This is a genomic window from Microlunatus sp. GCM10028923, from assembly GCF_042666975.1.
GTDB lineage: Bacteria > Actinomycetota > Actinomycetes > Propionibacteriales > Propionibacteriaceae > Microlunatus.
Genome location: NZ_JBHTFF010000012.1, coordinates 76194 through 100350 on the forward strand (window position 1 = coordinate 76194; position 24157 = coordinate 100350).

Annotated in this window: 24 protein-coding genes; 12 read left to right on the forward strand and 12 right to left on the reverse strand. The window is 71.4% G+C overall.

All coding sequences use genetic code 11. The annotated features are described in order from the left end of the window. The first annotated feature begins 23 nt into the window (after positions 1-23). Positions 24-293 carry a hypothetical protein gene (locus tag ACFQU4_RS25975; RefSeq protein ID WP_377497590.1) on the forward strand — a complete coding sequence of 90 codons (270 nt, stop codon included), beginning with the start codon at positions 24-26 and terminating at the stop codon, positions 291-293. Continuing rightward, positions 290-685, forward strand: a complete 396-nt coding sequence (locus tag ACFQU4_RS25980; RefSeq protein ID WP_377497592.1) for a type II toxin-antitoxin system VapC family toxin — start codon at positions 290-292, stop codon at positions 683-685. The genes ACFQU4_RS25975 and ACFQU4_RS25980 overlap by 4 nt, the downstream gene beginning before the upstream one ends. Positions 686-697: 12 nt before the next feature. Here ACFQU4_RS25980 and ACFQU4_RS25985 read toward each other — a convergent pair whose 3' ends face one another. Next, positions 698-1606 carry a PPK2 family polyphosphate kinase gene (locus ACFQU4_RS25985; RefSeq protein WP_377497594.1) on the reverse strand — a complete coding sequence of 303 codons (909 nt, stop codon included), beginning with the start codon at positions 1604-1606 and terminating at the stop codon, positions 698-700. A gap of 55 nt (positions 1607-1661) precedes the next feature. Here ACFQU4_RS25985 and ACFQU4_RS25990 point away from each other — a divergent pair, with 55 nt between their 5' ends. After that, on the forward strand, positions 1662-2423 hold the full coding sequence (locus ACFQU4_RS25990; RefSeq protein ID WP_377497596.1) for a dihydrofolate reductase family protein: 762 nt from the start codon (positions 1662-1664) through the stop codon (positions 2421-2423). On the opposite strand, the gene ACFQU4_RS25995 is transcribed toward ACFQU4_RS25990, so the two are convergent. From ACFQU4_RS25995 to ACFQU4_RS26005, 3 genes are all read right to left on the reverse strand, one after another. After that, complete coding sequence (locus ACFQU4_RS25995; RefSeq protein ID WP_377497598.1) at positions 2408-2815, reverse strand: VOC family protein; 408 nt, start codon at positions 2813-2815, stop codon at positions 2408-2410. The genes ACFQU4_RS25990 and ACFQU4_RS25995 overlap by 16 nt on opposite strands. A 164-nt stretch (positions 2816-2979) precedes the next feature. Beyond that, complete coding sequence (locus tag ACFQU4_RS26000) at positions 2980-4065, reverse strand: DNA polymerase domain-containing protein (protein WP_377497601.1); 1086 nt, start codon at positions 4063-4065, stop codon at positions 2980-2982. 363 nt (positions 4066-4428) lie between these two features. Further along, positions 4429-5331 (reverse strand): phosphotransferase family protein, encoded by a 903-nt coding sequence (locus ACFQU4_RS26005; protein WP_377497958.1) that lies wholly within the window; start codon positions 5329-5331, stop codon positions 4429-4431. Between the two features lie 118 nt (positions 5332-5449). Here ACFQU4_RS26005 and msrB point away from each other — a divergent pair, with 118 nt between their 5' ends. Genes msrB through ACFQU4_RS26025 form a run of 4 tightly spaced genes read left to right on the forward strand, consistent with a single transcriptional unit; the run spans position 5450 to position 8089 of the window. Continuing rightward, positions 5450-5884: a peptide-methionine (R)-S-oxide reductase MsrB gene (gene msrB, locus ACFQU4_RS26010; protein ID WP_377497603.1), complete on the forward strand. Its 435-nt coding sequence runs from the start codon at positions 5450-5452 to the stop codon at positions 5882-5884. A gap of 23 nt (positions 5885-5907) precedes the next feature. Continuing rightward, complete coding sequence (locus ACFQU4_RS26015) at positions 5908-6852, forward strand: TolB family protein (protein ID WP_377497605.1); 945 nt, start codon at positions 5908-5910, stop codon at positions 6850-6852. Positions 6853-6855: 3 nt separating this feature from the next. Next, the gene (locus ACFQU4_RS26020) at positions 6856-7593 is read left to right on the forward strand and encodes an SDR family NAD(P)-dependent oxidoreductase (protein ID WP_377497607.1); all 738 of its coding nucleotides are present in this window, start codon (positions 6856-6858) and stop codon (positions 7591-7593) included. A 13-nt stretch (positions 7594-7606) separates the two neighbouring features. Then, positions 7607-8089, forward strand: coding sequence for a 2,4'-dihydroxyacetophenone dioxygenase family protein (locus ACFQU4_RS26025; RefSeq protein ID WP_377497609.1), 483 nt, complete (start codon positions 7607-7609; stop codon positions 8087-8089). Here the strand turns inward: ACFQU4_RS26025 and ACFQU4_RS26030 are convergent. Genes ACFQU4_RS26030 through hemE form a run of 6 tightly spaced genes read right to left on the reverse strand, consistent with a single transcriptional unit; the run spans position 8079 to position 14744 of the window. Then, positions 8079-9590 (reverse strand): PH domain-containing protein, encoded by a 1512-nt coding sequence (locus ACFQU4_RS26030; protein WP_377497611.1) that lies wholly within the window; start codon positions 9588-9590, stop codon positions 8079-8081. The genes ACFQU4_RS26025 and ACFQU4_RS26030 overlap by 11 nt on opposite strands. Then, positions 9587-10117: a PH domain-containing protein gene (locus tag ACFQU4_RS26035; protein ID WP_377497613.1), complete on the reverse strand. Its 531-nt coding sequence runs from the start codon at positions 10115-10117 to the stop codon at positions 9587-9589. The genes ACFQU4_RS26030 and ACFQU4_RS26035 overlap by 4 nt, the downstream gene beginning before the upstream one ends. A gap of 42 nt (positions 10118-10159) precedes the next feature. Further along, on the reverse strand, positions 10160-11542 hold the full coding sequence (locus ACFQU4_RS26040) for a cobyrinate a,c-diamide synthase (RefSeq protein WP_377497615.1): 1383 nt from the start codon (positions 11540-11542) through the stop codon (positions 10160-10162). 7 nt (positions 11543-11549) lie between these two features. Next, positions 11550-12218, reverse strand: a complete 669-nt coding sequence (gene hemQ, locus ACFQU4_RS26045; protein ID WP_377497617.1) for a hydrogen peroxide-dependent heme synthase — start codon at positions 12216-12218, stop codon at positions 11550-11552. Then, positions 12215-13651: a protoporphyrinogen oxidase gene (hemG, locus tag ACFQU4_RS26050; protein ID WP_377497619.1), complete on the reverse strand. Its 1437-nt coding sequence runs from the start codon at positions 13649-13651 to the stop codon at positions 12215-12217. The genes hemQ and hemG overlap by 4 nt, the downstream gene beginning before the upstream one ends. Positions 13652-13679: 28 nt before the next feature. Continuing rightward, a complete protein-coding gene (hemE, locus tag ACFQU4_RS26055) occupies positions 13680-14744 on the reverse strand; it encodes a uroporphyrinogen decarboxylase (RefSeq protein ID WP_377497621.1) in 1065 nt (354 codons plus the stop codon). Between the two features lie 107 nt (positions 14745-14851). Here hemE and ACFQU4_RS26060 point away from each other — a divergent pair, with 107 nt between their 5' ends. Together ACFQU4_RS26060 and ACFQU4_RS26065 are read left to right on the forward strand one after the other, a co-directional pair. Further along, on the forward strand, positions 14852-15463 hold the full coding sequence (locus tag ACFQU4_RS26060) for a DUF3000 domain-containing protein (RefSeq protein ID WP_377497623.1): 612 nt from the start codon (positions 14852-14854) through the stop codon (positions 15461-15463). Further along, a complete protein-coding gene (locus ACFQU4_RS26065; RefSeq protein WP_377497625.1) occupies positions 15460-16743 on the forward strand; it encodes an HRDC domain-containing protein in 1284 nt (427 codons plus the stop codon). Before ACFQU4_RS26060 ends, ACFQU4_RS26065 begins: the two co-directional genes overlap by 4 nt. Before the next feature lie 36 nt (positions 16744-16779). Here the strand turns inward: ACFQU4_RS26065 and ACFQU4_RS26070 are convergent, their stop codons facing one another. Next, a complete protein-coding gene (locus ACFQU4_RS26070; protein WP_377497627.1) occupies positions 16780-17610 on the reverse strand; it encodes an NAD(P)H-binding protein in 831 nt (276 codons plus the stop codon). 84 nt (positions 17611-17694) lie between these two features. Between ACFQU4_RS26070 and ACFQU4_RS26075 the strand changes: the two genes are divergently transcribed. The 3 genes from ACFQU4_RS26075 (at position 17695) to ACFQU4_RS26085 (ending at position 22058) form a co-directional block, all read left to right on the forward strand. Next, entirely contained in the window at positions 17695-18651 is a 957-nt protein-coding gene (locus tag ACFQU4_RS26075) for a helix-turn-helix transcriptional regulator (protein WP_377497629.1), read from the forward strand. Positions 18652-18726: 75 nt separating this feature from the next. Beyond that, the gene (locus ACFQU4_RS26080) at positions 18727-19932 is read left to right on the forward strand and encodes a thiolase family protein (RefSeq protein ID WP_377497631.1); all 1206 of its coding nucleotides are present in this window, start codon (positions 18727-18729) and stop codon (positions 19930-19932) included. Further along, entirely contained in the window at positions 19929-22058 is a 2130-nt protein-coding gene (locus tag ACFQU4_RS26085) for a 3-hydroxyacyl-CoA dehydrogenase NAD-binding domain-containing protein (protein WP_377497633.1), read from the forward strand. Before ACFQU4_RS26080 ends, ACFQU4_RS26085 begins: the two co-directional genes overlap by 4 nt. Before the next feature lie 114 nt (positions 22059-22172). Here the strand turns inward: ACFQU4_RS26085 and dxs are convergent, their stop codons facing one another. Then, complete coding sequence (dxs, locus tag ACFQU4_RS26090; RefSeq protein ID WP_377497635.1) at positions 22173-24104, reverse strand: 1-deoxy-D-xylulose-5-phosphate synthase; 1932 nt, start codon at positions 24102-24104, stop codon at positions 22173-22175. Between the last annotated feature and the right edge of the window lie 53 nt (positions 24105-24157).

Below are 24157 nucleotides of genomic sequence, written 5' to 3' on the forward strand. Positions count from 1 at the left end.
CCTCTGGTGTTACACTTGAGGTCATGCCCACCGCGCGACACCGGATCATGGTCACCGAGACCGACGAACTCGCGGCCGCCCTCGCGACAGCCCGCGACCGTTGGCCGGACGATGCCGCCAGCCCGGCACGGCTCCTCCTCCGCCTCGTCCAGACCGGCCGGGAGACGCTGGATGACGAGGGCCGGAAGGCGATCGAGCAGCGTCGGTCCCTGATCCGCGCCAACGCGGGGTCGGGCACCGGGTTGTACGAACCGGACGAGCTGGATCGGCTGCGCGAGGACTGGCCCGAGTGATCGTGCTCGATGCCAGCGTCCTGATCGGCTACCTGGATCAGGGCGACGGCCACCACGAGCGCGCGGTCTCGCTCTTGACCGAGGTCGCCGAGGAGGTGCTGGTCACCAGCCCGATCACGCTCGCCGAGGTGCTGGTCGGCCCGGCCCGGGCCGGCCGGGCCGAGATGATCATGAACCGGTTGGGACAGCTTCCGGTGGGCACCGTCGAACTCGGGCACGACTCGCCGCTGCGCCTGGCCGGGCTGCGGGTCGCCACCGGCCTGAAGATGCCGGATTGCTGTGTGCTGCTCGCCGCCGAACACGTCGCGGGCATGATCGCCACGTTCGACCAGCGGCTGGGCGAGCAGGCGGAGGCACTCGGACTGCGGACCTACCCGCTCTCGGTGCCCTGATCGTTGTGCTGGTCAGCTCTCGGCGAGCCGGCGCTGCTCCTCCTCGACGTCGAACTCGGCGGCCGGCCAGCCCAGGTCGAGGTCGCGCAGGTGTTCGGTGAGCAGCCGGGTGATCGCCCAGTTGCGGTACCACTTCCGGTCGGCCGGGATCACGTACCAGGGGGCGGTCTCGGGATTGCAGCGGGTCAGCACGGCGGCGTACGCGTCCGTGTAGGCATCCCACTTGGCGCGGGAGTCGAGGTCGCCCGGGTTGTACTTCCAGTACTTCGCCGGGTCGGTCAGCCGCTCGGAGAGCCGGGCCTTCTGCTCGTCCTTGGAGATCTGCAGGAAGCACTTGATCACGACGGTCCCGGTCTGCACCAGGTCCGCCTCCCACGCGTTGATCTCGTCGTAGCGGGTCGTGATCACGTCCTCGGCGACGAGCTGGTTCACCCGGCCGATCAGGACGTCCTCGTACTGCGAACGGTCGAAGATCCCGATCATGCCCGGCACCGGCAGCTCCCGCTCGATCCGCCACAGGAAGTGGTGCGCCAGCTCCTCCTCGGTGGGCGCCTTGAACGCCTTGATCGAGGTCCCCTGCGGGTCGAGCTGTCCGATCACGTGCCGCAGGACGCCGCCCTTGCCCGAGGTGTCCATGCCCTGCAGCACCAGCAGGACCCGGCGGGCCCGCTCCGGCTCCGTCCGGCCCGCGGCGAACAACCGCTCCTGGAGGTCGCTCAGCTCCGGGCTCAGCGCGGCGATCTCGGCCGGCGCGTCGGCCTTGCCGCCGCCGAATCCCGGCGTCGCCCGCGGATCGAAGCCGGCCAGGTCGACCTCACCGGCCGGCACCCGGAGCAGGTCGGCGAGGCGCTCCCCGTCCCGCAGCGTGACCGGACCCGCGGGCTGCGCGGCCTTCTTCGTGGAGCCTTTGCTCTTCGCCATGCGGGCATTCTGCCCGATCCACGGTCGTCGCGGGGGCGGGTGAAAGGATGGCGGCGTGCGCCTCCTGTACGACGAGTCCGGCCGACCGCCGAAGTCCCTCACCGGACCGGAGCTGGAACAGCTCTACGTCCATCCGGTCGGGCCACAGGGTCGCTGGCTGCGGACCAACTTCGTCACCACCCTGGACGGTTCGATCTACGGACCGGACGGACGCTCCGGCAGCATCAACACCGAGAGTGATCATCAGCTGTTCGCCCTGCAACGCGCCCTGGCCGACGTGATCTTGGTCGGCGCCGGCACCGCCCGGGTGGAGGGCTACCGGGCCGCCGATCTTGCTCCCTGGCAGCGCGAGGTCCGGGAACGCCGCGGGCTGGCGGCGTTCCCGACGCTGGTGATCGTCACCGCGACCCTCGACCTCGACCCGGTGATCGCCCGGGCGGACGGCGCGGCGAGCGGGCCGGTGATCATCGCGACCACCGATGATCATGACGCGGCGAGGGTCGCTCCGTTCCGGCAGGCCGGGATCGACGTGTGGCAGCTCGGCCACGGTGCGGTACGGCTCGCGGAGCTGGTCGACCGGCTCGCCGGCCAAGGGACGGGCCGGATCCTCTGCGAGGGCGGCCCGCGGCTGCACCACGGGCTGATCGCGGCCGGCCTGGTCGACGAGCTGGCGATCACGCTGGCGCCGACGGTCGTCGGCGGCGAGGCCCCGCGGACCGTGCACGGGGACTGGATCGCCCCCGCACAAGGGTTCCGGCCCGACAAGGTCCTGCTCGCCGACGACCAGACGCTGTTCCTCAGCTACGTCGCCGGCTGATCCGACGCGCCCTTCTCGGCAGCCGACCGCTCGACGCAGAACTCGTTGCCGGCCGGGTCGGCCAGCTGCACGAAGCCGCTTCCGTCGGGCCTCCGGTGATCGGCGACCTGGGTCGCGCCGAGCCCGAGGGCCCGCTGGACCAGTTCGTCCCGGGTCTCGTGCTCGGGTTCGAGATCGAGGTGGACCCGGTTCTTGACGGTCTTCGATTCCGGTACGGGCTGGAAGAGCATCGCCGGGCCACCGTCCGGACCGACGATCAGGGTCGCCGGGTCGTCCGGATGGTTCGGGTTGCCGGGTTCGTCGCCGTACCCGAGCAGTTCGGCCCAGAACCTGCCGACGGCAAAGTGGTCCGGACCGGCGTCGAACGTGATCGTTCTGATCTTGACTGACATGCGAATCTCCTGGATTCAGGAGCGCAACCCGCCGCCGATCGTCAGCAGGGTAAGGAAGCGGCGAGGCTGCGCACGGTGATGGTGATCATGACTGGCGCACCTCCTTCCGCTCCGCGTGACGTTCCGGGTCACTCTAGCCGGGCCCGGCCGGCCGGGCGAGAGAATTACTTCTCGATCCGGTTGCCCTCTTCGTCCCAGTGCCCGGAGACCTTCTTGCTCGGCTGCACCCGCGGCGGTTCGCCAGGCATCTTCGGATAGTCCGGCGGGTACGGCAGCTCGCCCAGACCATGATCACGCTCGTCCCGCTCGTACCACTCCAGGGCGGTGTCGATGCCGGCCGGATCCGTTGCGTAGAAGGGTTCCCAGACGTCGCCACGCTCGGCGAACCGGGTCAGCATGGTGGACACGGTGAAGTCCTCGGGGGCCGCGTCGGGCAGTTCCTCCCAGGTCAGCGGGGCGGAGATTTGCGCGGTCGGCATCGGCCGGATCGAGTACGCCGACGCGATGGTCCGGTCCCGCGCCATCTGGTTGAAGTCGACGAAGATCCGCTGCCCGCGCTCCTCCTTCCACCAGTCGACGGTGACCTGCTCCGGCATCCGGCGGGCCAGCTCGCGGCCGATCGCGATCACCGCGTGCCGGGCCTCGATGAAGCCGTGGTCCGGCCGGATCGGCACGAACACGTGCACGCCGCGGCCGCCGCTGGTCTTGCAGAACCCGGTCAGCCCGGCGTCGGCGAGCACGGACCGCAGCTCGGCCGCAGCGACCGCCGCGTCGGCGAAGTCGGTGCCTGGCTGCGGGTCGAGGTCGATCCGCAGCTGGTCCACCTTCTCGGTGTCGGCCCGGCTGACCGCCCACGGGTGCCAGCGCAGCGTGCCCAGCTGGGCCATCCAGACGATCGTGGCCAGTTCGGTGACACAGACCTGGGTCGCGGTCCGGCCGGACGGGAAGGTGATCACCGCCGTCTCCACCCAGTCCGGCATGCCCTTCGCCGGCGCCCGCTTCTGGTAGAACGCCTCGCCGAACCGGCTCTCCCGGGTGCTCAGCTTCGCGTCCGGGCTGTACCCGCCCGGCCACCGCTCCATCGTCACCGGCCGGTCCTGCAACGCGGGCAGGAACCCGGGGCCGACCGCGACCACGTAGTTGACCACATCGAGCTTGGTCAGCCCGACCTCGGGGAAGTAGATCTTGTCCGGGCTCGACACCCGGACCGTACGATCACCGATGCTCAACTCCGTCGCAGGCGTGGCCATGGCCACAGCATAGGAGGCAGCACCGTCAGTGGCCCGGACCCGGACCAGGCGGTACGGGAGGCGCGACGCGCCCGGTCCGGACTGGACGAGGCCGCGGCGATCCATTGAACTGGCGCGATGGAGAACCGACCGCCACCGCCGAACCCGGTCGGTCCCCCGGCGCCCCAGCGTCCCCCGCACCACCAGGTGCCGCACCCGTACCCGAACGCTCCAGATTCGCTGAGCGGGGTCCGGCCGCCCGTGCCGTAGTCGGCGTGCTCGCGTACCCGATCATCGGGATCGTCAGTGCCGGCGGACTGTTTCTGGCCTGGGGCTGAGTGGGGAGATTGCGGCCGCGAACACGCGGCCGGATCTTCCCCGTCCTCAGTGCAGCTCTTGCCAGCGGGAGCGGTCGAGCAGCAGGGCGATGTAGTCGTCGCTCGGATGACCGACCGCGTGGTGACAGCAGTAGGCGAACAGGTAGAGGGGCAGCAGGGTGTGCCGGTCCTCGGCCGTGAGGACGTCCCGGCCGTAGCCGTCGAGGAGGGCGTCCAGCGCCGGGTCACCGTCCCACAGCAGGACCCGGGCGAAGTCCCAGCGCGGGTCGCCGACCTGGGCCTGGCCGAGGTCGATGATCCCGCGGAACCGGCCGCCGTCGACGAGGACGTGACCGCCCGACAGGTCGCTGTGCAGCAGGCGGCCGTCGGTCAGCTCGGCCAGCTGTGGGACGGCCCGGTCGAGGACACCGACCAACCGGTCTCCGGCCGAGCGGGCCAGGAAGCCGCGGTCGACCAGCCAGGCGACGCCGTGGTCCCGGGCGTCCTCCACGTACGGGCACCAGGCGACCGAGCCGCCCCGGCCCGTACCGTCCCGCAGCCGCAGCGGGCCGAAGCCCGGCAGCCGGATCTCGTGCAGCCGGCGCAGTTCCGCACCCGCGGCGGCCCAGCCGGCCCGGTGGGCCGGGTCCCCCGGGTCCCGGTCGGCCAGCGTCTCGCCCGGCAGCACCTCGGTGATCAGGCAGGTCGGCTCGGTCGAGGTCGCGACCAGGTGGGGCACCCGGAGGCCGGCCTCGCGGCAACGCCGGTGCGCCCAGGCTTCCGCGCGGATCGATTCCTCGTCGTTGCGCCACTCCGGCCACTTGACCACGACCCGGCGGCCGTCGGGAAGCTCGGCGAACTTCGCGTCCGGGCTGTCGGTCGGCCAGACCCGGACCGGCTCGGCGCCGAGCGCCCGCCGGATCAGGTCGCGCGCCCGCTGCGCACCCGGCGTCTTCTGGTCGTACGGCATCGGCACCCCGGCCACGCTGCCAAACCGGACCGCCGCACGCCACCGGTTAACGGCCGGAATACCCTGGAGCAGGCCGCGGTTGAGCGGGTGCGACAGCCACGAGTGCGAGGAGGGCGACATGACGGAATCCGGACCAGCGAGCACGGTCGGCAAGGTGATCAAGTCGGAGGCCGAGTGGAAGGCCCAGCTCTCCCCCGCCGAATATCACGTGCTCCGCGAAGCCGGCACCGAGCGGGCGTTCACCGGCGAATACACCGACACCAAGACGGCCGGCGTCTACCGCTGCCGAGCCTGTGACGCCGAACTGTTCCGCAGCAACACCAAGTTCGAGTCGCACTGCGGCTGGCCCTCCTTCTTCGCGCCGCTGGCCGAGGAACGGGTCCGCTACATCGAGGACGACTCCTTCGGGATGCGGCGGGTCGAGGTGCGCTGCGCGGCCTGCGATTCCCATCTCGGCCACGTGTTCGAGGGCGAGGGCTACAACACGCCCACCGACCAGCGCTACTGCATCAACTCGGTCAGCCTCACCCTGGAGCCCGACGGCACCGACTGAGCGGGCATGACATCCTGGTGCGCGTGACTCAAGATCAGGTTCACCGGGGCCGGACCCTTCGACCCGGCCAGCGTGCCGAACTCTGGATCGCCGAACCGGCAGCGGGCCTGGCGGAGCGCGTCGCCGAATACACCGACCTGCTGATCGAGGCGCCGAACTGGCTCGCCGACGACCGGTTGGTCGTGAACGGTGACGGGCTGCTCTGGTCGGTCGACATCGGGTCCGGTGAGCTGAGCCCGATCCCGTTCGAGGGGCTGCCGCCGATCAACAATGATCATGTTCCGCATCCGGACGGCGCGACGATCCTGCTCTCGGCCAACGACGGACAGATCTACCGGGCACCGCTGGCCGGCGGCCGGGCGACCAAGATCACCGACGATCCGGACACGGCCCACTACCTGCACGGCGTCAGCCCGGACGGCTCCGAGCTTGCGTACGTGGAACTGCCGCGCGGACAGTTCGGCGTTCCGGGGCGGCTGGCCGTGCTGCCGGTGGCGGGCGGCGAGCGGCGGCTGATCGATGTCGGCGACGGGCATTGCGACGGCCCGGAGTACGCGCCGGACGGCGACTGGATCCTGATCAACTCCGAGTCGTTCACCGAGGACCCGGGGCACGCCCAGCTGGCCCGGATCCGGACCGACGGCAGCGGCTTCGAACGCCTGCTGGCCAGCGACCGGGTGGACTGGTTCCCGCACCTCGCGCCCCGCGGTGATCTTGCCTGCTACCTGAGCTTCCCGCGCGGCACCCAGGGCCATCCGGCCGACCATCCGGTCGAGCTGCGCGTCGTCCGCTCCGGCGACTGGACCGTTCCGATCATGGACCTCTCGCTGTACGGCGGGCAGGGCACGATCAACGTGAACAGCTGGGCACCCACCGGGGACCGCTTCGCGTTCGTCAGCTATCCGCTCGAGGACGACCCGACGACCCGGACCGTGACAGTGCTGGACGGCCCGCGCCGGGACGGCTGACCCGTGCCGGCGGCCGAGGAGACCTTCCGACCCGAGCTGTTCCGGGACCGGAACGTGCTCGTGGTCGGCGGCACCGGCGGGATCGGCGGCGCGGTCGCCGAGGAGTTCGCCAGAGCCGGCGCCAGGGTGGTCGCGGCTGGACTGCCCGCCGCAGATCCGGCGCCGGGCGCCACCGGGATCACCGAAGTCGATCTTGATCTGACCCGGCCGGGCGACCTGGAGACGTTGATCACCGGACAGGACCGGCTGGACGTCCTGGTGAACGCCGCCGGCATGATCAAGAGGCTCGACGAGTACCGGCCCGAGGTCTTCGCCCAGGTGCTCGAGGTCAACCTGACCGGGACCATGCGCGGCTGCGTCGCCGCCCATCCCCTGCTCGCCGCGTCCGGCGGCAGCATCGTCAACGTGGCGTCCATGTGGAGCTACTTCGGCGGCCCGCTGGTGCCCGGCTACACCGCGAGCAAGGGCGGCGTGGCGCAACTGACCAAGGCGCTCGCCGTCCGGTACGCGACCGACGGGGTCCGGGTGAACGCCGTCGCGCCCGGCTGGATCCGGACCGAGATGACGGCGGCGATCCGGCAGGACCCGGAGGCCGAGCGGCGGATCCTCGACCGCACTCCGCAGGCCCGCTGGGGCACGCCCCGGGACGTGGCGCAGGTCGTCACGTTCCTCGCCTCGCCGGCCGCCGGGTTCATCACCGGCGCCGTACTGCCCGTCGACGGCGGCTACTCCGTCGCCTGATCAAGGAGGACCGATGGAAGGCAACGTCAACCAATATCTGCGCGACATCGCGATCCCGGCGATCCCGGACGACGACCGGCTCTGGGTCGAGCAGGAATCCAACGTGTTCTTCCGCCCGCTGATGCTGAACACCGTGCTCGGCCAGTGGTGCAACCTGCTCAAGGTGACCCGGTCCGGGATCGTGTCCCGGCACCGCCATCCGGCCGCCGTCTTCGGGTACGTGATCAAGGGCACCTGGCACTACCACGAGCACGACTGGGTCGCCCGTGAGGGCCATTTCGTGTACGAGCCGCCGGGTGAGATCCACACCCTCGCCGTACCGGAGGACTGCACGGAGATGATCACGTTCTTCAACGTCACCGGCGCGATGATCTACGTCGACGCCGAGGGCCGGCAGACCGGCTACGAGGACGTCTGGACCAAGATCGAACTCTGCCGCGCGCACTACGCGAAGGTCGGACTCGGCGCCGACTTCGTCGACCAGTTCATCCGCTAGCCGGCTGCTCGCTCTCGACCCACAGCCGATCCCAGACCGGGCCGGCGGTGCGCTGCAGTTCGGCCGCCTGCTCCGGCGCCACGTCGGGCAACCGGAACTGGCCGGGACTTCCGGCCGAGGTCGCGACCAGCGTGGCCAGCCGCAGCCTGCGCTGGGCGGGTGAGCGGGTGAGATTCCAGCCCAGCAAGCCCTTCCGGGACAGGACGTGGGTGTCCCGGAACACCGAGCCGCTGCGCAGGATCACCTGGTCGGCGGTGATCAGGTGCCCCAGTCCGGCCGCGGAGTCGCGCGCCAGGAACCAGGTCACCGGCGCCCCGACCACGGCCGCGCCGCCGACCAGCCACCACAGTTCGGCCGACAGCAGGGCAGCCGGTACGGCCAGCAGCGCCAGGACGACGACGAAGATCAACACCGACCAGCGGTACCGGCGGTGGGCCGCGGCCGGTGGATGCGTCGTCAGCTGATCGGGGAACGCCGTGCCGGTGATCGCCTCGCCCGCGGCGACGGCCACCGACCGCGGTGACGGCGGGACGACGACGGTGCTTTCCTTGTGCTTCGACTCGTCCTGCTGCGAGGTGTCCGCGCCGACCGCGACGACCCGGAGCATGGCCGCCCCGGTCCGGCGGTAGCCGAGTGGCTCGGCCAGCGTGACGCCGCGGATCCGTTCGCCCTGGAACGAGCTCGATCGGCGGACCAGCAGGCCGCGCTGCACGTGCAGCGTTCCGTCCGGGTCGCGGTCGAGCCGGTAGCCCCACCAGGACTCGACGAAGATCGCCATCGAGCCGATCACGCCGATCACCAGCGCGACCGCGAGCAAGATCAAGATCTGCACCGGCAGCGGGATCGCCGCCAGCAGACCCGAGACGGCACGCCAAACCACGGGCACCGCGCCGAACCAGTCGGCCACCTGGATCGCCGCGCCGAAGGCGCCGACGCCGATCAGCGGGGTGCCCAGACTGACCGGTGCGTAGCGGATCCAGGCCGGGTCGAAGGTCGCCAGCCGGCCGGTCTGGTCCCGCCCGGCGTGGCCGGCGGACTCGCCGAGGACGGCGGACCGCAACTGCTCCGCGGTCTCCCGCGCGACCGTGATCAACCGGTACTGGCTGCCGCTCTGATCACCGGTGCCGAAGCGGACCGAGGCCAGCCCGAGCCGCCGTTGCACGAGATCGGCGGTGATGTCGACGGTACGGATCCGGCGCAGCGGCAGCGACCGCACGCTCGAGCCGATCAGACTGAACCGCAGCTCCAGCCGGTCGGCGCCGATCCGGTACCGGCTGGCCCGGACCCGGAGGAATTCGATCACCGTGGCCGCCGCGGTCAGCACGACGATGCCGCCGCCGACCCAGAGCGCGACCCAGCCAGGTGCCACGCCGCCCAGCAGCATGCCGATCGCGATCGGTACCGCCGCCCCGATCAGGACGCCGGCGGTCAGCACTGTGCCGGCGATCGTGGTCAGCGGGTGCAGCCGCTGCCACTCCGGCTCCGCCGCAGCGCCGGTCACGTCGCGTCCCGGTCGGTTCGCCCCTCGGACCCGGCCTCGGTGAGCACGGTCAGCCGCTGGACCAGTTCGTCGGCTTGGTCGGCGTCGAGCGCCTCGAGCTTGACCGCGCCCTTCGCCGACGCCGTGGTGACCGTGACCGTCGCCAGGCCGAACCGCTGCTGCAGCGGACCACGCACCAGGTCGACCGTCTGGACCCGGGACAGCGGCGCCGCCCGCCACTCCTGCCACAGCCAGCCGGTCCGCGAGTAGACGGCGTCGTCGGTCACCTCCCAGCGGTGGATGCGATAGCTCAGCCGCGGCTGCAGCAGCGCCGCCACCAGACCGGCGACCGCGATGATCACCGCGGGCAGCAGCAGCCACAGCCGGGCGGGCGGGATCAGGACCCCCAGCACCACCAGCGGCACGACGATGATCACGATCGCGACCAGCCACTGGGTCAGCCACCACTGGCGGCAGCGCGGATCGACCGCCTCCCGCGGTGGGCGTGGACCTTCGGTTGTCGTTGAGGGCTCCCGCAGATCAGCCATGCGCCGAGGTTACCGTCGCGGCCGGGGCCGCCGACCGACCGGTCAGCCGGGCCGGCGCACGCCGCGGGCCGCGCTCGCCAACGCCTCGGCGATGGCGGGATTCGAGCCGAGGTAAAGATGGCTGTAGCAGGCCAGCACGTTGTCCCGGAGGTAGCCGTCCCGGCCGGTGCCCCCGGCGCTGGTCACCGTCTCGAACAGGTTCGGTTCCAGGTCGCTTGCCAGGATCCGGGACTGGTGGAACTCCTGGCCGCGGACCGTGGTGCCGGCCGGCCCCAGCGGCGACGGGTGCAGCGTCCGTGCCTCGACGTACCTGATCGCGAGGTGGTCCCGGTCCATGATCACGTCCAGCGGCAGCACTCCGCACATCGGGTACGTCCGGCCGTCGAAGTCGGTCAGCGTGCGGGCCAGGTAGATCAGTCCGCCGCACTCGGCCAGGATCGGTGTCCCGGCAGCGGCCCGGTCCCGGAGCTCCGCCGCCAGTGAGGTGTTGCCGGCCAGCTGGGCCGCGAAGCTCTCCGGATAGCCACCGCAGAGGTAGATCACCGCGACGTCCGGCGGCAGCGCGGGGTCCACGGTCGGCCGGAACGGCACCGGCTCGAACCCGGCCTCGCGGAGCAACCGCAGGTTCTCGGGGTACCGGAAGCAGAACGCGTCGTCCCAGGCCACGGCCAGCCGCAGCCCGCCGCCCGATCCCTTCGACGTAGGCTCGTGCGGAGCCGCCGGTCCCCCGCTGGAGAGCGGCCGGTCGCCGATCAGTCGATCAAGGTCCAGGTGCTCGGCGGCGTTGATCAACGCACGTTCCCGGCGCTCCGCCGGTACGGCCAGCTCCGCCGTCGTGACCAGCCCGAGATGGCGTTCCGGCACCCCAAGATCATCGTCGTGCCGGATCCAGCCGAGCACTCCGTCCCGCAGCCGGTCCGGCAGCGCGTCCATGATCATCTTCGCGTGGCCCGCGCTGCCGACCCGGTTCAGGATCCAGCCGGCCACCGGCAGCTCGGCGTCGAAGCCGATCAGGCCGTCCAGGACCGCCGCGGTGGTCCTGGTCATCCCCCAGACGTCGAGGACGATGATCACCGGTACCCCGAGCAGCTTGGCCAGTTCGGCCGCGCTGCCCCGGCCGGAGCCGTCCTCGCCGTCGTACAGCGCTCCCATCGCCTCGATCACGGCGAGCTCGCCGCCGTCGGCCCAGCGCTGGTACGCCGTCTTGATCCCGGCCTCGCCCATCATCCAGCGGTCCAGGTTGATCGACTCCCGGCCGGTCGCCGCGGCGTGGTAGCCGGGGTCGATGAAGTCCGGCCCGAGCTTGAACGGCCGGACGTCCAGTCCACGCCGGCGCGCCGCGGCGAGCAGTACCGCGGTGACCGTGGTCTTGCCCGCGCCGCTGTGACTGCCCGCGACCAGCACTCCGGCCGCCGGCGGGTTCATGATCAACTCACCAGGCGGAGACGATCTCGGTCAGCTCACGCCGCCGGCCGGTGAAGAAGGGGATCTCCTCGCGGACGTGCAGCCGGGCCTTCGACTTGCGCAGGTCCCGCATCAGATCGACGATCCGGTGCAGCTCGTCGGCCTCGAAGGCCAGGATCCACTCGTAGTCGCCGAGCGCGAACGCGGCCACGGTGTTGGCCCGTACGTCCGGGTAGCCGCGGGCCTGTTGGCCGTGCTCGACGAGCATCGCCCGGCGCTCCTCGTCCGGCAGCACGTACCAGTCGTAGGAACGGACGAACGGATAGACGCAGAGGTACGACTTCGGGTCCTCACCGGACATGAACGCCGGCACGTGCCCCTTGTTGAACTCGGCCGGACGGTGCAGCGCCACCTGGGACCAGACCGGGACCAGGCCCAGGTCCGACCGGCGCAGCGCGTGGTACGCGTCCTGGACGGTCTCGATCTCCGGCGCGTGCCACCACACCATCAGGTCGGCGTCGGCGCGCAGCCCGGCGACGTCGTACCAGCCGCGGATCTCGAGATCCCGGTCGCCGACGGCCGCGGCCACCTGTTGCTCGACGTCGACGGCCCGCGCCGGCCCCACCGGTTCGCTCGGCCGGCGGAACACCGACCACATCGTGTAGCGGATCGTGTCGTTGATCTCCCGTGCCTTCATGCCCTCGTCCCTGTCGATGATCGATCGTTCATGATCGTTTCCGCGGCGGTCAGCCCGCTGCCGATGCAGGCAGCGATGCCGACGCCGTCCAGCAACGCACCGCACACGGCCAGCCCCGGGTGCGCACCGACCGCCTCCCGCAACCGCCGGACCAGGTCGACGTGCCCGACCAGGTACTGCGGCAGCCCGCCGCCGAACCGGGCCACCGCGTGCGTGATCAACTCCGTGCCCGGCCAGCCCGGCACCCGGTCCCGCGCCTCGGCGAACGTCCGGGTGACCAGCCGTTCGTCGTCCAACTGCAGCAGGCCCTCCTCGCCGATCCGGCCGACGCTGGCCCGGATCACGGCGACGTCCGGGCCCCAGGCCGCGCGGGCCGCGTCCGCCACCCAGCCCCACTTGACGGACGAGTGGGTGAAGGCCTTGATCGTCGGCAACTCCCCCGGCGGCACCAGCGCACCCGACCCGTCGCCGGTGAAGCCGCGGACCACGAGGGTGACCACCGCCATCGAGGCGTACGGCACCCGGGCGACCTCTTCGACCACCGGCCCGGCCAGGTCGCCGAGCAGCCGGCTCAGCGGCGCGGCGGGCACCGCGAGCACGACGGAATCCGCCTCGACGGTCTCCCGGGCCGTGCGGCCCGGAACGGTCAGCGGGCTGCTGGTGGCCGCCCCGAGGGTGAGCCGATAGCCGGCGCCGGCCCGTTCCAGCTCGCGTACGGTCACGCCGGTCCGCACCTCGACCCCGTACTGCTCAAGATCATCGGCCAGCGCCGGCAACAGCCGGGAGACGCCGCCGGGCAGGCCCGCGAACACCGGACCGCCGGCACCGTTACGGCCGGCCGCGACCAGGTCCGCGGCATGGTCCAACAGCGACCCGCCGCCGCGAGCCCGCTCGTACAGGGCACGGTTCACCGCCTCGAAGGACAGCTCCCGGGCCCGGCCCGCGTACACCCCGCCGAGCATCGGCTCCAACAGCCGGTCGGTCACCGCCGGACCGAACCGGGCGTCGACGTACTCCCCGATCCCGAGGTCGCCGGACAGTGCCGGTGCGGGCAGGTCCGGTTCCCGGCGCGCCCGGTCAAGATCATCAGGGTCCAGCAGCTCGGTCAGCTCGTCGAGGTCGGCCGGGATCCCCATCGCCTGCCGCGGCAGCGGATGCAGCCGTCCCTTGATCAACAACTTCGAGGAGGCGCCGGTCGGGTGGACGATCGGCAGGCCCAGTTCCTCGACCAACCGGACCGCCTCCGGGCGCCGGGCCAGCAACGACTCCGGGCCGCCGTCCAGCGGCACTCCGCCCGGCGTCACGGAGATGATCTTGCCGCCCAGCCGCGGCGAGGCCTCCAGGACCAGCACCTGGCGACCGGCCCGGGCCAGTGTCCGGGCGGCCGTCAGCCCGGCGACACCGCCGCCGACGACCACGACCCGGTCCGTCATGCCCCGTGATCGATTCGCCACAACATGATCAGTTCGCGCCGGCCAGGGCCGGCGCGGTGGCCCGCAGCGCGGGGCCCTCGCCGTGGACCAGGTCGACGATCCGGGCCAGCACGTCCGGGTCCGCGGTCGGCGGAACGCCGTGCCCGAGGTTGAAGATGTGACCCGGCGCGGCGGCACCGGAGGTGATCACCGAGCGCACCCGGTCGGCGAGCACCGGCCAGGGCGCCGACAGCAGCGCGGGGTCCAGGTTGCCCTGCACCGCATAGTCCGGCCCCAGCCGTCGGCTCGCCTCGGCCAGCGGCAGCCGCCAGTCCACCCCGACGACATCGGCGCCGGCCGCGCCGAACAGGCGGAGCAGCTCACCGGTCCCGACGCCGAAGTGGATCCGCGGCACGTCGAACTCGGCCAGCTGAGCAAACACCCGCGCCGAGTGCGGCAGCACCGAACGCTCGTAGTCGGCGGCGGACAGACTGCCGGCCCAGGAGTCGAACAGCTGGACCACCGACGCGCCCGCCTCGATCTGGACCCGGAGGAACATCGCCGACAGGTCGGCCAGCCGGGTGCACAGCACGTCCCACAACGCCGGCTCGGCGACCATCAGCGACTTGGTCTTGGCGTAGTCCTTGCTCGGCCCGCCCTCGATCAGGTAGCTGGCCATGGTGAACGGGGCGCCGGCGAAGCCGATCAGCGGGGTGCGGCCGAGTTCGCCGACCAACTGGGTGACCGCCTCGGTGACGTACGAGATGTCGCCAGGCTCGAGCGGCCGCAGCCGGTCCAGGTCGGCCCGGCTCCGGATCGGCTCGGCGATCACCGGTCCGGTGCCGCTGACGATCTCCAGGTCGATCCCGATCGCCCGCAGCGGCACCATGATGTCCGAGTAATAGACGGCGGCGTCGACCCCGTACCGCCGCACCGGTTGCAGGGTGATCTCGGTGACCAGGTCAGGCCGCTCGCAGCTCTCCAGCATGCCGATGCCCGCCCGGGCCTTGTGGTACTCGGGCAACGCTCGACCGGCCTGCCGCATGAACCAGACCGGTACGCCGGTCTGCCGCCGGCGGCACGCCGCCAGGAATTCGGATTCCGTCGGGGACACGCTGGCATCTTGTCACGCCCCCGAAGACCGCTTGCGACCGCGTCCGGGCCGACCTTACGGCGCGTCGAAAACCGAACACAGGGGTGCGCTGACATAGGGTCACACCCGTGGGAGCAAAGACGGAACCCGCCTCGTTGCCGGCCCCTTTCGGCCGCGCGGTGCAGGACCTCAGAGCGGCTTCGTGGCGCCCGGAACTCGTCGTCACCGAGATCGGTGCCCCGCAGCGTATCGCACCGTTCGCGGTGGCGATCACGGCCGATGTGCTGAGCGGTGGTGAGGAGGTCGGCAGCGGCCGGCTGGTGCTGCTGCACGACCCGGCCGGCAATCCGGCCTGGGACGGCACGTTCCGCTGCGTCACCTTCGCCCGGGCCGACGTCGACCCGGAGATGGTCACCGATCCACTGCTGGCCAAGGTCGGCTGGTCCTGGCTGATCGACGCCCTGCAGGCGCATCAGGCGGAGTTCGGCGCCCCGAGCGGCACGGTCACCTCGGTGCACAGCGAGTCGTTCGGCGGGATGGAGGACGAGCCGGCCCGCGCCGAGGTCGAGATCCGCGCCTCCTGGACGCCGCAGCTGGACGACGGCGCAGGCCTGTCCAGACATCTGGCTGCGTGGAGTGAACTACTCTGTACGACGGCGGGGCTGCCGCCCTTGCCCGCCGGTGTGGTGCCGATCCCGTCCCGGCGCAAGCCGCAGAATCGACCCTTACGGAGACGGTGACGACCACGACACCCGGCGCAGCCGGCCCGGCCCGACCTGTATCGGACCAGGACGGCGATCCGACGGACTCGCCCGACGTCACCGTACTCACCCGCCCTGCGGAGGGTGCCCCACCGATCGTCGCGACGCCGGACCGGCTCGAGGCCGCGATCGAGGCGCTGCGAGCCGGAACGGGACCGGTGGCCGTCGATGCGGAACGGGCCAACGGCTTCCGCTACAGCCAGCGGGCCTACCTGATCCAGCTTCGCCGCGAGGGTTCCGGCACCTGGCTGATCGACCCGATTCCGTTCGGTGACCCGGCCGACCTCTCGCCGGTCGCCGACGCGATCACCGACGCCGAGTGGGTCATCCACGCCGCCAGCCAGGACCTGCCCTGCCTGAACGAAGTCCGGATGCTGCCGCGGCAGCTGTTCGACACCGAGCTGGCCGGTCGACTGCTCGGCTATCCGCGGGTCGCCCTCGGCACCATGCTGGAGGAACTGTTCTCGATCCGGCTACTCAAGGAGCACTCGGCGGCGGACTGGTCGACCCGGCCGCTGCCCGCCGACTGGGTCACCTACGCGGCGCTGGACGTCGAGCTGCTGGTTGGGCTGCGGGACCGGCTGGCCGAGCAGCTGGAGGACGCGGGCAAGAGCGAGTGGGCCCGGCAGGAGTTCGATGCGCTGATCGCCGGTGCGTCGGTGCCGGCGGAGGCCCGGCCCGATCCCTGGCGCCGTACCTCCGGGATCCACAAGGTCCGCAGCCGTCGCGGACTGGCCGTCGTCCGGGCGCTCTGGCAGGCCCGGGACGCGATCGCGGCCGACCTGGACCGGGCGCCGGGCAAGGTGCTCACCGACCTCTCCATCGCCGAGGCCGCCGGCGACCAGTCCCTGACGCCGCGTTCCTTCCGCGGGATCGGCGGGTTCCGGCGCCGGGTCGCCCGGCAGTACGAGGCGGACTGGTCCGACGCCATCGCCGAGGCGCTGGCGCTCTCCGAAGCCGACCTGCCGCCGATGCACATCACCTCCGACGGGCCGCCGCAGGCCCGGCTGTGGGCGAGCCGGGATCCGGTCGCGGCGAAGCGGCTGGCCAGGGTCCGCGAGGCGCTGGGCAAGCGCGCGACCGCCCTCGAACTGCCGGCCGAGAACCTGCTCACTCCCGAGTACGTCCGCCGGCTGGCCTGGCGCCCGCCCGAGCTGATCACCGAGGAGGCCGTCGACGCCGCGCTGGCCGGCAACGGCGCCCGGGCCTGGCAGCGGGAGCTGACCGTGCCGTTGATCACTCCCCTGCTGGAGCCCTGACCCGGCTCAGCCGAATTCTGATCAGCCGAACCCTGATCAGGCGAACTCGGGCGCGTGCTCCCGGGCCCACTGCCCGAACGTCCGCGCCGGCCGCCCGGTGACCCGCTCGACCGTGGGCAGCGGCGTCCGGCCGATCCACGGTGTGGTCCGGCCCATCTCCAGGAAGAAGTCGATCGACTCCTGGTCGAATCCCTGGCCGCGCCAGTCCGCGATCGCCTCCTCTTCCGTCAGCTCGACGTACCCGACGGTGCGGCCCAGCGCCTCGCCCAGCTGCCGGACCTGATCGGGCACCGTCAGCGCCTCCGGCCCGCTGAGCACGTACGTCTGCGCGGCATGCCCGTCCTCGACCAACGCGACCGCCGCAACGTCGGCGATGTCGTCCTCGTGGATGAGCGCGCTCGCGGTCTCGCCGAACGCCTCGCGGATCGGCTCCCCGGCCCGGACGGCCGGCGCCCACTGCCGGGCGTTGGCCATGAAGCCGACCGGCGCGATGACCGTCCACGGCAGCGGGCCGGTCTGGACCGCGTCCTCCATCGGACCGGAATGGCCGTTCTGCAACAGGGTCACCCGGGCCACGCCGGCCCGCTCGGCCAGCCGGAGCAGCTCCGGTCCGGTGTCCAGCGCAGCACCACCGCCGGCGCCGCGCGGACCGTCGAAGCCGATCAGGTGTACGGCGGTCACGCCGTCGAGGGCGTCGGCCAGCGTGGTCGGGTCGGCCAGGTCGCCGGCGACCGGTTCCACGCCGGGCGGCAGGTCGGCGGTCGCCGGGGCTCGGGTCAGCGCCCGGACCTGCTGGCCGCGGTTCACCAGGGCACGGACCAGGCTGCGGCCGACGGTCCCGGTCGCTCCGGCCACGAGAATCGTCATCGGAATCCTTTCGTCGGGTGTCCGTCGAGCCTAGGATCGATCGCGGAACGTTTTCTTCCGCGATAGGAATCGGATTCCGGATTCATGACGTCGACCTCGGCCCGGCTGCTGACCCTGCTCGGACTGCTCGAGGCCGCCCGTACCTGGAGTGGGCCCGAGCTGGCGGAACGACTCGGCGTGACCACCCGCACCGTCCGTACCGACGTCGAGCGACTGCGGGACCTCGGCTATCCGGTGGACGCGGTCTCGGGGGTCGGCGGCGGCTACCGGCTCGGGGCCGGGGCCGTGCTGCCGCCGCTGCTGCTGGACGACGACGAGGCGGTGGCGATCACCCTCGGCCTGGTCGGCGTCGCCGACGGCTCGGTGACCGGGATCGAGGAGAGTTCCGTCCGGGCGCTGACGAAGCTGGAGCGGATCCTGCCGCCCCGGCTGCGGACCAGGGCCGCCGCGATCCGGGACAGCACCGCGACGGTCCGGCGGGCCGACTCACGAATCGATCCAGCGATGATCACCGCGATCGCCAACGCCTGCCGGGACCACGAGGGACTGCGGTTCGACTACACGACCGGCGAGGGCGTGACCGCGCTGCGCCACGTCGATCCACAGCGGCTGGTGCACCATCGCCGCTGGTATCTCGTGGGGTACGACACCGACCGGGCGGACTGGCGCACGTTCCGGCTGGACCGGATCCGGCTGCGGACACCCGGCGGCCCGCGGTTCCGGCCCCGACCGGATCCGGACGGCGACGCGGCCGCCTATCTGGACCGGGTGTTCGGCGAACGGGCCCGAAGGGTCCAGGTCACCGTGACGCTCGAGGTGCCGGCCGCCGAGGTGGTCGATTGGCTGCGGCCCGAATGGGGCGAGGTCACGGCGATCGACGACCGGCACTGCCGGTTCCGGACCGCCTCCGACTCGTACGAACTCGCGGCGATCAGCATCGGGCTGATCGGGGTGCCGTTCCGGGTCGAGGAGCCGCCCGAGTTCGCGGAGTACGTCCGCGCGATGGGGCATCGACTGCTCGACGCTACCGTGAAACCCTGAAGCCGTCGTCGACCCGGACGACCCGTCGTCGGAGATGCTTGCCAGGCCGTTGTTACTCGTGAGTAATATAGGCCCATGCCCCGTTCTCTCCGCGAGGTCGTCTTCGTCGACGGCGTCCGTACCCCCTTCGGTAAGGCCGGGTCGATGTACGCCGAGACGCGTGCCGACGACCTGGTGATCAACTGCATCCGCGAACTCATGCGCCGGCACCCGGAACTCCCGGCCGACCGGATCGACGACGTGGCGATCGCGGCCACGACCCAGACCGGTGACCAGGGTCTCACCATCGGCCGCACCGCCGCCCTGCTCGCCGGGCTGCCCCGGTCGGTGCCCGGCTTCGCGATCGACCGGATGTGCGCCGGCGCGATGACCGCGGTGACGACGGTGTCCTCCGGGATCGCCTTCGGCGCCTACGACGTCGCAATCGCCGGCGGCGTCGAGCACATGGGCCACCACCCGATGGGCTCCGGTATCGACCCGAACCCGCGGATCGTCGCGGAGAAGCTGGTCGACCCGTCCGCGTTGATCATGGGCTCGACGGCGGAGAACCTCCATGATCGTTTCCCGGGGATCACCAAGCAGCGGGCCGATGCGTTCGCCGTGGCCAGCCAGCAGCGGGCCGCGAAGGCGTACGCCGACGGGGTGATCCAGCCGATGCTGGTCCCGGTCGCGGCGCGCAGCAGCGAACTCGGCTGGGGCCTGGCCACCGCCGACGAGCCGCCCCGCCCGGACACCACGCTGGAGGGCCTGGCCGCGCTGAAGACGCCGTTCCGGCCGCACGGCCGGGTCACCGCCGGCAACGCCGCTGGCCTCAACGACGGCGCCACTGCCTGCCTGGTCGCCGCCGAGGAGGTCGCCTCCGAGCTCGGCCTGCCGGTCGCGATGCGCCTGGTCTCGTACGGGTTCGCCGGGGTCGATCCCGAGGTGATGGGCGTCGGACCGGTGCCCGCCACCGAGAAGGCACTGCGTTCCTCCGGGTTGTCCATCTCCGACATCGGGGCGTTCGAGATCAACGAGGCCTTCGCCGTCCAGGTGCTCGCCTTCCTTGATCATTTCGGGATCGACGACGACGATCCGCGGGTGAACCCGTACGGCGGCGCGATCGCCTTCGGCCACCCGCTGGCCAGTTCCGGGGTGCGCCTGATGACCCAGCTCGCCCGCACGTTCCATGATCATCCCGAGATCCGGTACGGGATCACCACCATGTGTGTCGGCCTCGGCATGGGCGGCACCGTGATCTGGGAGAACCCGAACCACAGCGCCCAGGAGGCCGGACAGTGACCACCCCGGAACGGCTCAACGAACTGATCGAGACGGCGTCGGCGCTGACCGAGGGCGAGGTCGTCACCCACGCGTACAGCCGCGATTTCGTGCTCCCGCACGCCGGCCGGACGGGCGTGTTGATCACGCTCGACAACGGTCGTGATCACACCCGGCCGAACACGCTCGGACCGCGCAGCCTCGGCGAACTCAACGCCGCCATCGATGCCGCGCTCGCCCGTGACGACGTCGCCGCGATCGCGGTCACCGGCAAGCCGTTCATCCTGGCCGCCGGCGCCGACCTGTCCCAGCTCGGTGCCCTGGCGAACCGGGATCAGGCGGTGGCGATCGCCGAGATCGGTCACGCGGTCTACGACAAGCTGCACACCTCGAAGGTGCCGACCTTCGGCCTGATCAACGGGCTCGCCCTCGGCGGCGGGCTGGAACTGCCGCTGCACTGCCAGTACCGCACCGTGTCGGCGGCCGCGCCGGCGATCGCGCTGCCCGAGTGCTTCCTCGGCCTGTTGCCCGGCTGGGGCGGCGCCTACCTGCTGCCGAACCTGATCGGCGCCGACCGCGCCGTCACGGTGATCATCGAGAACGCGCTGAACCAGAACCGGATGCTCAAGGGCCCGCAGGCGTTCCAGCTCGGCATCGCCGACGCGATCTTCGAGGGCGCCGACTTCCTCGAGCGGTCGCTGGACTGGGCCGGTCAGGTGGTGGCCGGGACGATCACCGTGGACCGGCCGGAGCCGGACCGCGGCGAGGCCTGGGACGCCGCCGTCGCGCGCGGCAAGGCGATCGCCGACCTGAAGACCTCGGGTGCGGCGCCGGCTCCGTACCGTGCCCTGGAGTTGATCGCCGCGGCCAAGACCGCCGACCGCGAGGCCGCCTACACGGCCGAGAACGAGGCGCTGGCCGATCTGATCATGAGCGAGGAGCTGCGGTCCAGCCTGTACGCCTTCGACCTGGTCCAGAAGCGGGCCAAGAAGCCGGCCGGCGCGCCCGACAAGGAACTGGCCCGGCCGGTCACCAAGGTCGGCATCGTCGGTGCCGGGCTGATGGCGAGCCAGCTGGCGCTGCTGTTCCTGCGCCGGCTCCAGGTCCCGGTGGTGATCACGGACCTCGACCAGGAGCGGGTGGACCGCGGGCTCGGCTACGTCACCGCGGAGATCGACAAGCTGGCCGGCCGCGGCCGACTGTCGCCGGACGAGACGAACCGGCTCAAGGCCTTGATCACCGGCACCACCGAGCGGTCCGACTTCGCCGACTGCGACTTCGTGATCGAGGCGGTCTTCGAAGAGCTCGAGGTCAAGAAGCAGGTGTTCGGCGAGCTTGAGCAGCACGTCTCCGAGACCTGCCTGCTGGCCACCAACACCTCGTCGCTGTCGGTCTCCGAGATGGCCGCCGACCTTGCTCATCCCGAGCGGGTGGTCGGCTTCCACTTCTTCAACCCGGTCGCCGTCCTGCCGCTGCTCGAGGTCGCCAAGGCCGAGAAGACTGACGACGCCACCCTGGCCACCGCGCTCGCGGTCGCGAAGACACTGAAGAAGAACGCGGTCCTGGTCGCCGACGAGACCGCCTTCGTGGTCAACCGGCTGCTGCTGCGGCTGATGTCGGTGATCGACGCCGCCGTGGACGAGGGGACGCCGCTCGAGGTCGCCGATCGGGCGCTGCGCCCGCTCGGGCTGCCGATGTCACCGTTCGTGCTGGCCCAGCTGGTCGGGCCGGCCGTCGTCCTGCACGTGAACCAGTCGCTCCATGATCGTTTCGGCGACCGGTTCCCGGTCTCGGAGAACCTGCGCGCGCTGGTCGCCGCCAAGCGGCCGGGCGTCTACGACTGGACCGCCGACGGGAAGCCGTACGTCGCGGAGACGACCCGGGCCCTGTTCACCGTCGGCGACCGGCCGAGCACCGAAGATCAACTCCGGGAGCGGGTGCTGGCCGCGCTGGCCGAGGAGATCGGGCTGATGCTCTCCGAGCAGGTCGTCGCCGCACCGATGGACATCGACCTCTGCCTGATCCTCGGGGCCGGCTGGCCGTTCCATCTCGGCGGCGTCGTCCCCTACCTGGACCGGGAAGGGATCAGCGAGAAGGTGCTCGGGCGCCGGCTGCTGCCGGCGGGAGCGGCAAGCCTGCCCCAGTAGGCGATCGCCCCAGGAGGCGATCCCCGGACACGACGAGACCCGAGCGGCCGAACGGCCGCTCGGGTCTGTCGTTTCCGCGAGGTCGGTGCAGAGTGAGGTCGGTGCAGGGTGAGGTCAATGGATGTTGCTGGGCTGCGCCGCGTTCTGGTCGGCCCGGGCGATGGCCTCGACGGCGAAGCGGGCGATCCGCTGCGGGGTCAGGCCGACCTCCTCGAGCACCTCGGCCCGGCTGCCGTGATCGAGGAAGCGCTGCTCGACGCCGAACTCGCGCAGCGGCGTGTACACCTCGCGCTGGCGCAGTTCCTGGGCCAGCCGGGAGCCACAGCCGCCGACCACGCCGTTGTCCTCGACCGTGATCACCAGTTCATGATCACGGGCTAGGTCGATCAGGGCCGGATTGACCGGCAGGGCCCAGACCGGGTCGGCCACGGTCACGCCGATGCCCTGGGCCGCCAGCAGGTCGGCGGCCTTGAGGGCCAGGCCGGCGAAGTCTCCGTACCCGAGGATCAGGACGCGCGGTGACTCGGTGCGCCGCAGGATGTCGACGCCGTCGACCTGGTCGACCGCCGGCAGGTCCGCCGGGACCTTCTCCTTCGAGTACCTGATCACCGTCGGCGCGTCATCCACCGTCACGGCATGCTCCAGCGCCTCGCGGAGCCGGGTCGCGTCCCGCGGCGCCGCCAACTGCAGGCCCGGAACGACCTGCAGGATCGACATGTCCCACATGCCGTTGTGGCTCGGGCCGTCGGTGCCGGTGACGCCGGACCGGTCGAGCACGAAGGTCACCCCGCACCGGTGCAGCGCCACGTCCAGCAGCACCTGGTCGAAGGCACGGTTCAGGAACGTCGAGTAGACCGCGAACACCGGGTGCAGCCCGCCCATCGCCAATCCGGCCGCCGAGGTCACCGCGTGCTGCTCGGCGATCCCGACGTCGAACACCCGGTCCGGGAACGCCTTCGCGAACCGGTGCAAGCCCGTCGGATACAGCATCGCCGCCGTGATCCCGACGATCCGCTGGTCCGTCGCGGCCAGCTTCACGATCTCCCGGGAGAACACGTCGGTCCAGCTGTCCGGCCCGCCGGTCGAGAGCGGCTCACCGGTGGTCGAGTCGATCTTGCCGACCTGGTGGAACTGGTCCTCCTCGTTGTTCTCCGCAGCCGGGAATCCGCGCCCCTTCTGGGTCAGGCAGTGCACCAACACCGGTCCGCCGAACTGCTTGGCCTGCTGCAGCGCCGTCTCCACCGCCGCCACGTCGTGGCCGTCGATCGGGCCGACGTACTTCAGCCCCAGGTCGGAGAACATGCCCTGCGGAGCCAGCACGTCCTTCAACCCGATCTTGATCCCGTGCAACAGGTCGTACGCCGCGCCGCCCACGCCCGGCACCCGGACCAGGTTGCGCCGGATCACCTCGAGGATCTGCTCGTAGCGCGGGTTGGTGCGCAGCCCGGCCAGGTGCACCGCGAGCCCGCCCACGGTCGGCGTGTAGGACCGGCCGTTGTCGTTGACCAAGATCACCAACGGCAGCTTGTCGTCGGCAGCGATGTTGTTCAGCGCCTCCCAGGCCATGCCTCCGGTGAGAGCGCCGTCCCCGATCACCGCGAGCACGGAACCGCGCTCGCCGCGGACCAGCTTCGCCTTCGCCAGCCCCGCCGCGTACGACAGCGAGGTGGACGCGTGCGAGTTCTCCACCCAGTCGTGCTCGGACTCGGCCCGGCTCGGGTAGCCCGACAACCCGCCCCGCTGCTTGAGGGTGTGAAACCGGTCCGCACGCCCGGTCACGATCTTGTGCACGTACCCCTGGTGGCCGGTGTCGAAGACGATCGGCTCGGCCGGCGAATCGAACGCCCGGTGGGCCGCCAGCGTGAGCTCCACCACCCCGAGGTTCGGCCCCAGGTGCCCGCCGGTCCGGCTCACCTCTTCGATCAGGAAGGACCTGATCTCCGAGCTCAACTGCCGGAGCTGATCCTGACTCAACGACCGCAGGTCGCTCGGGCGCCGGATCGTCGCGAGCAGCGGCGAGTTGGCCGGGACAGATGCGGATGGCATGGCCCCGAGTTTACGACCTCACCAAGCGCCGAACCCGGCTCTCGGCCCAGGCT

Coding starts and splice junctions, on each gene's coding strand:
- ACFQU4_RS25975 (WP_377497590.1), top strand. CDS start 24: ATGCCCACCGCGCGACACCGGATCATGGTCACCGAGACCGACGAACTC.
- ACFQU4_RS25985 (WP_377497594.1), bottom strand. CDS start 1,606: ATGGCGAAGAGCAAAGGCTCCACGAAGAAGGCCGCGCAGCCCGCGGGT.
- ACFQU4_RS25995 (WP_377497598.1), bottom strand. CDS start 2,815: ATGTCAGTCAAGATCAGAACGATCACGTTCGACGCCGGTCCGGACCAC.
- ACFQU4_RS26000 (WP_377497601.1), bottom strand. CDS start 4,065: ATGGCCACGCCTGCGACGGAGTTGAGCATCGGTGATCGTACGGTCCGG.
- ACFQU4_RS26005 (WP_377497958.1), bottom strand. CDS start 5,331: ATGCCGTACGACCAGAAGACGCCGGGTGCGCAGCGGGCGCGCGACCTG.
- msrB (WP_377497603.1), top strand. CDS start 5,450: ATGACGGAATCCGGACCAGCGAGCACGGTCGGCAAGGTGATCAAGTCG.
- ACFQU4_RS26025 (WP_377497609.1), top strand. CDS start 7,607: ATGGAAGGCAACGTCAACCAATATCTGCGCGACATCGCGATCCCGGCG.
- ACFQU4_RS26035 (WP_377497613.1), bottom strand. CDS start 10,117: ATGGCTGATCTGCGGGAGCCCTCAACGACAACCGAAGGTCCACGCCCA.
- ACFQU4_RS26040 (WP_377497615.1), bottom strand. CDS start 11,542: ATGAACCCGCCGGCGGCCGGAGTGCTGGTCGCGGGCAGTCACAGCGGC.
- hemQ (WP_377497617.1), bottom strand. CDS start 12,218: ATGAAGGCACGGGAGATCAACGACACGATCCGCTACACGATGTGGTCG.
- hemG (WP_377497619.1), bottom strand. CDS start 13,651: ATGACGGACCGGGTCGTGGTCGTCGGCGGCGGTGTCGCCGGGCTGACG.
- ACFQU4_RS26070 (WP_377497627.1), bottom strand. CDS start 17,610: ATGACGATTCTCGTGGCCGGAGCGACCGGGACCGTCGGCCGCAGCCTG.
- ACFQU4_RS26075 (WP_377497629.1), top strand. CDS start 17,695: ATGACGTCGACCTCGGCCCGGCTGCTGACCCTGCTCGGACTGCTCGAG.
- ACFQU4_RS26080 (WP_377497631.1), top strand. CDS start 18,727: ATGCCCCGTTCTCTCCGCGAGGTCGTCTTCGTCGACGGCGTCCGTACC.
- dxs (WP_377497635.1), bottom strand. CDS start 24,104: ATGCCATCCGCATCTGTCCCGGCCAACTCGCCGCTGCTCGCGACGATC.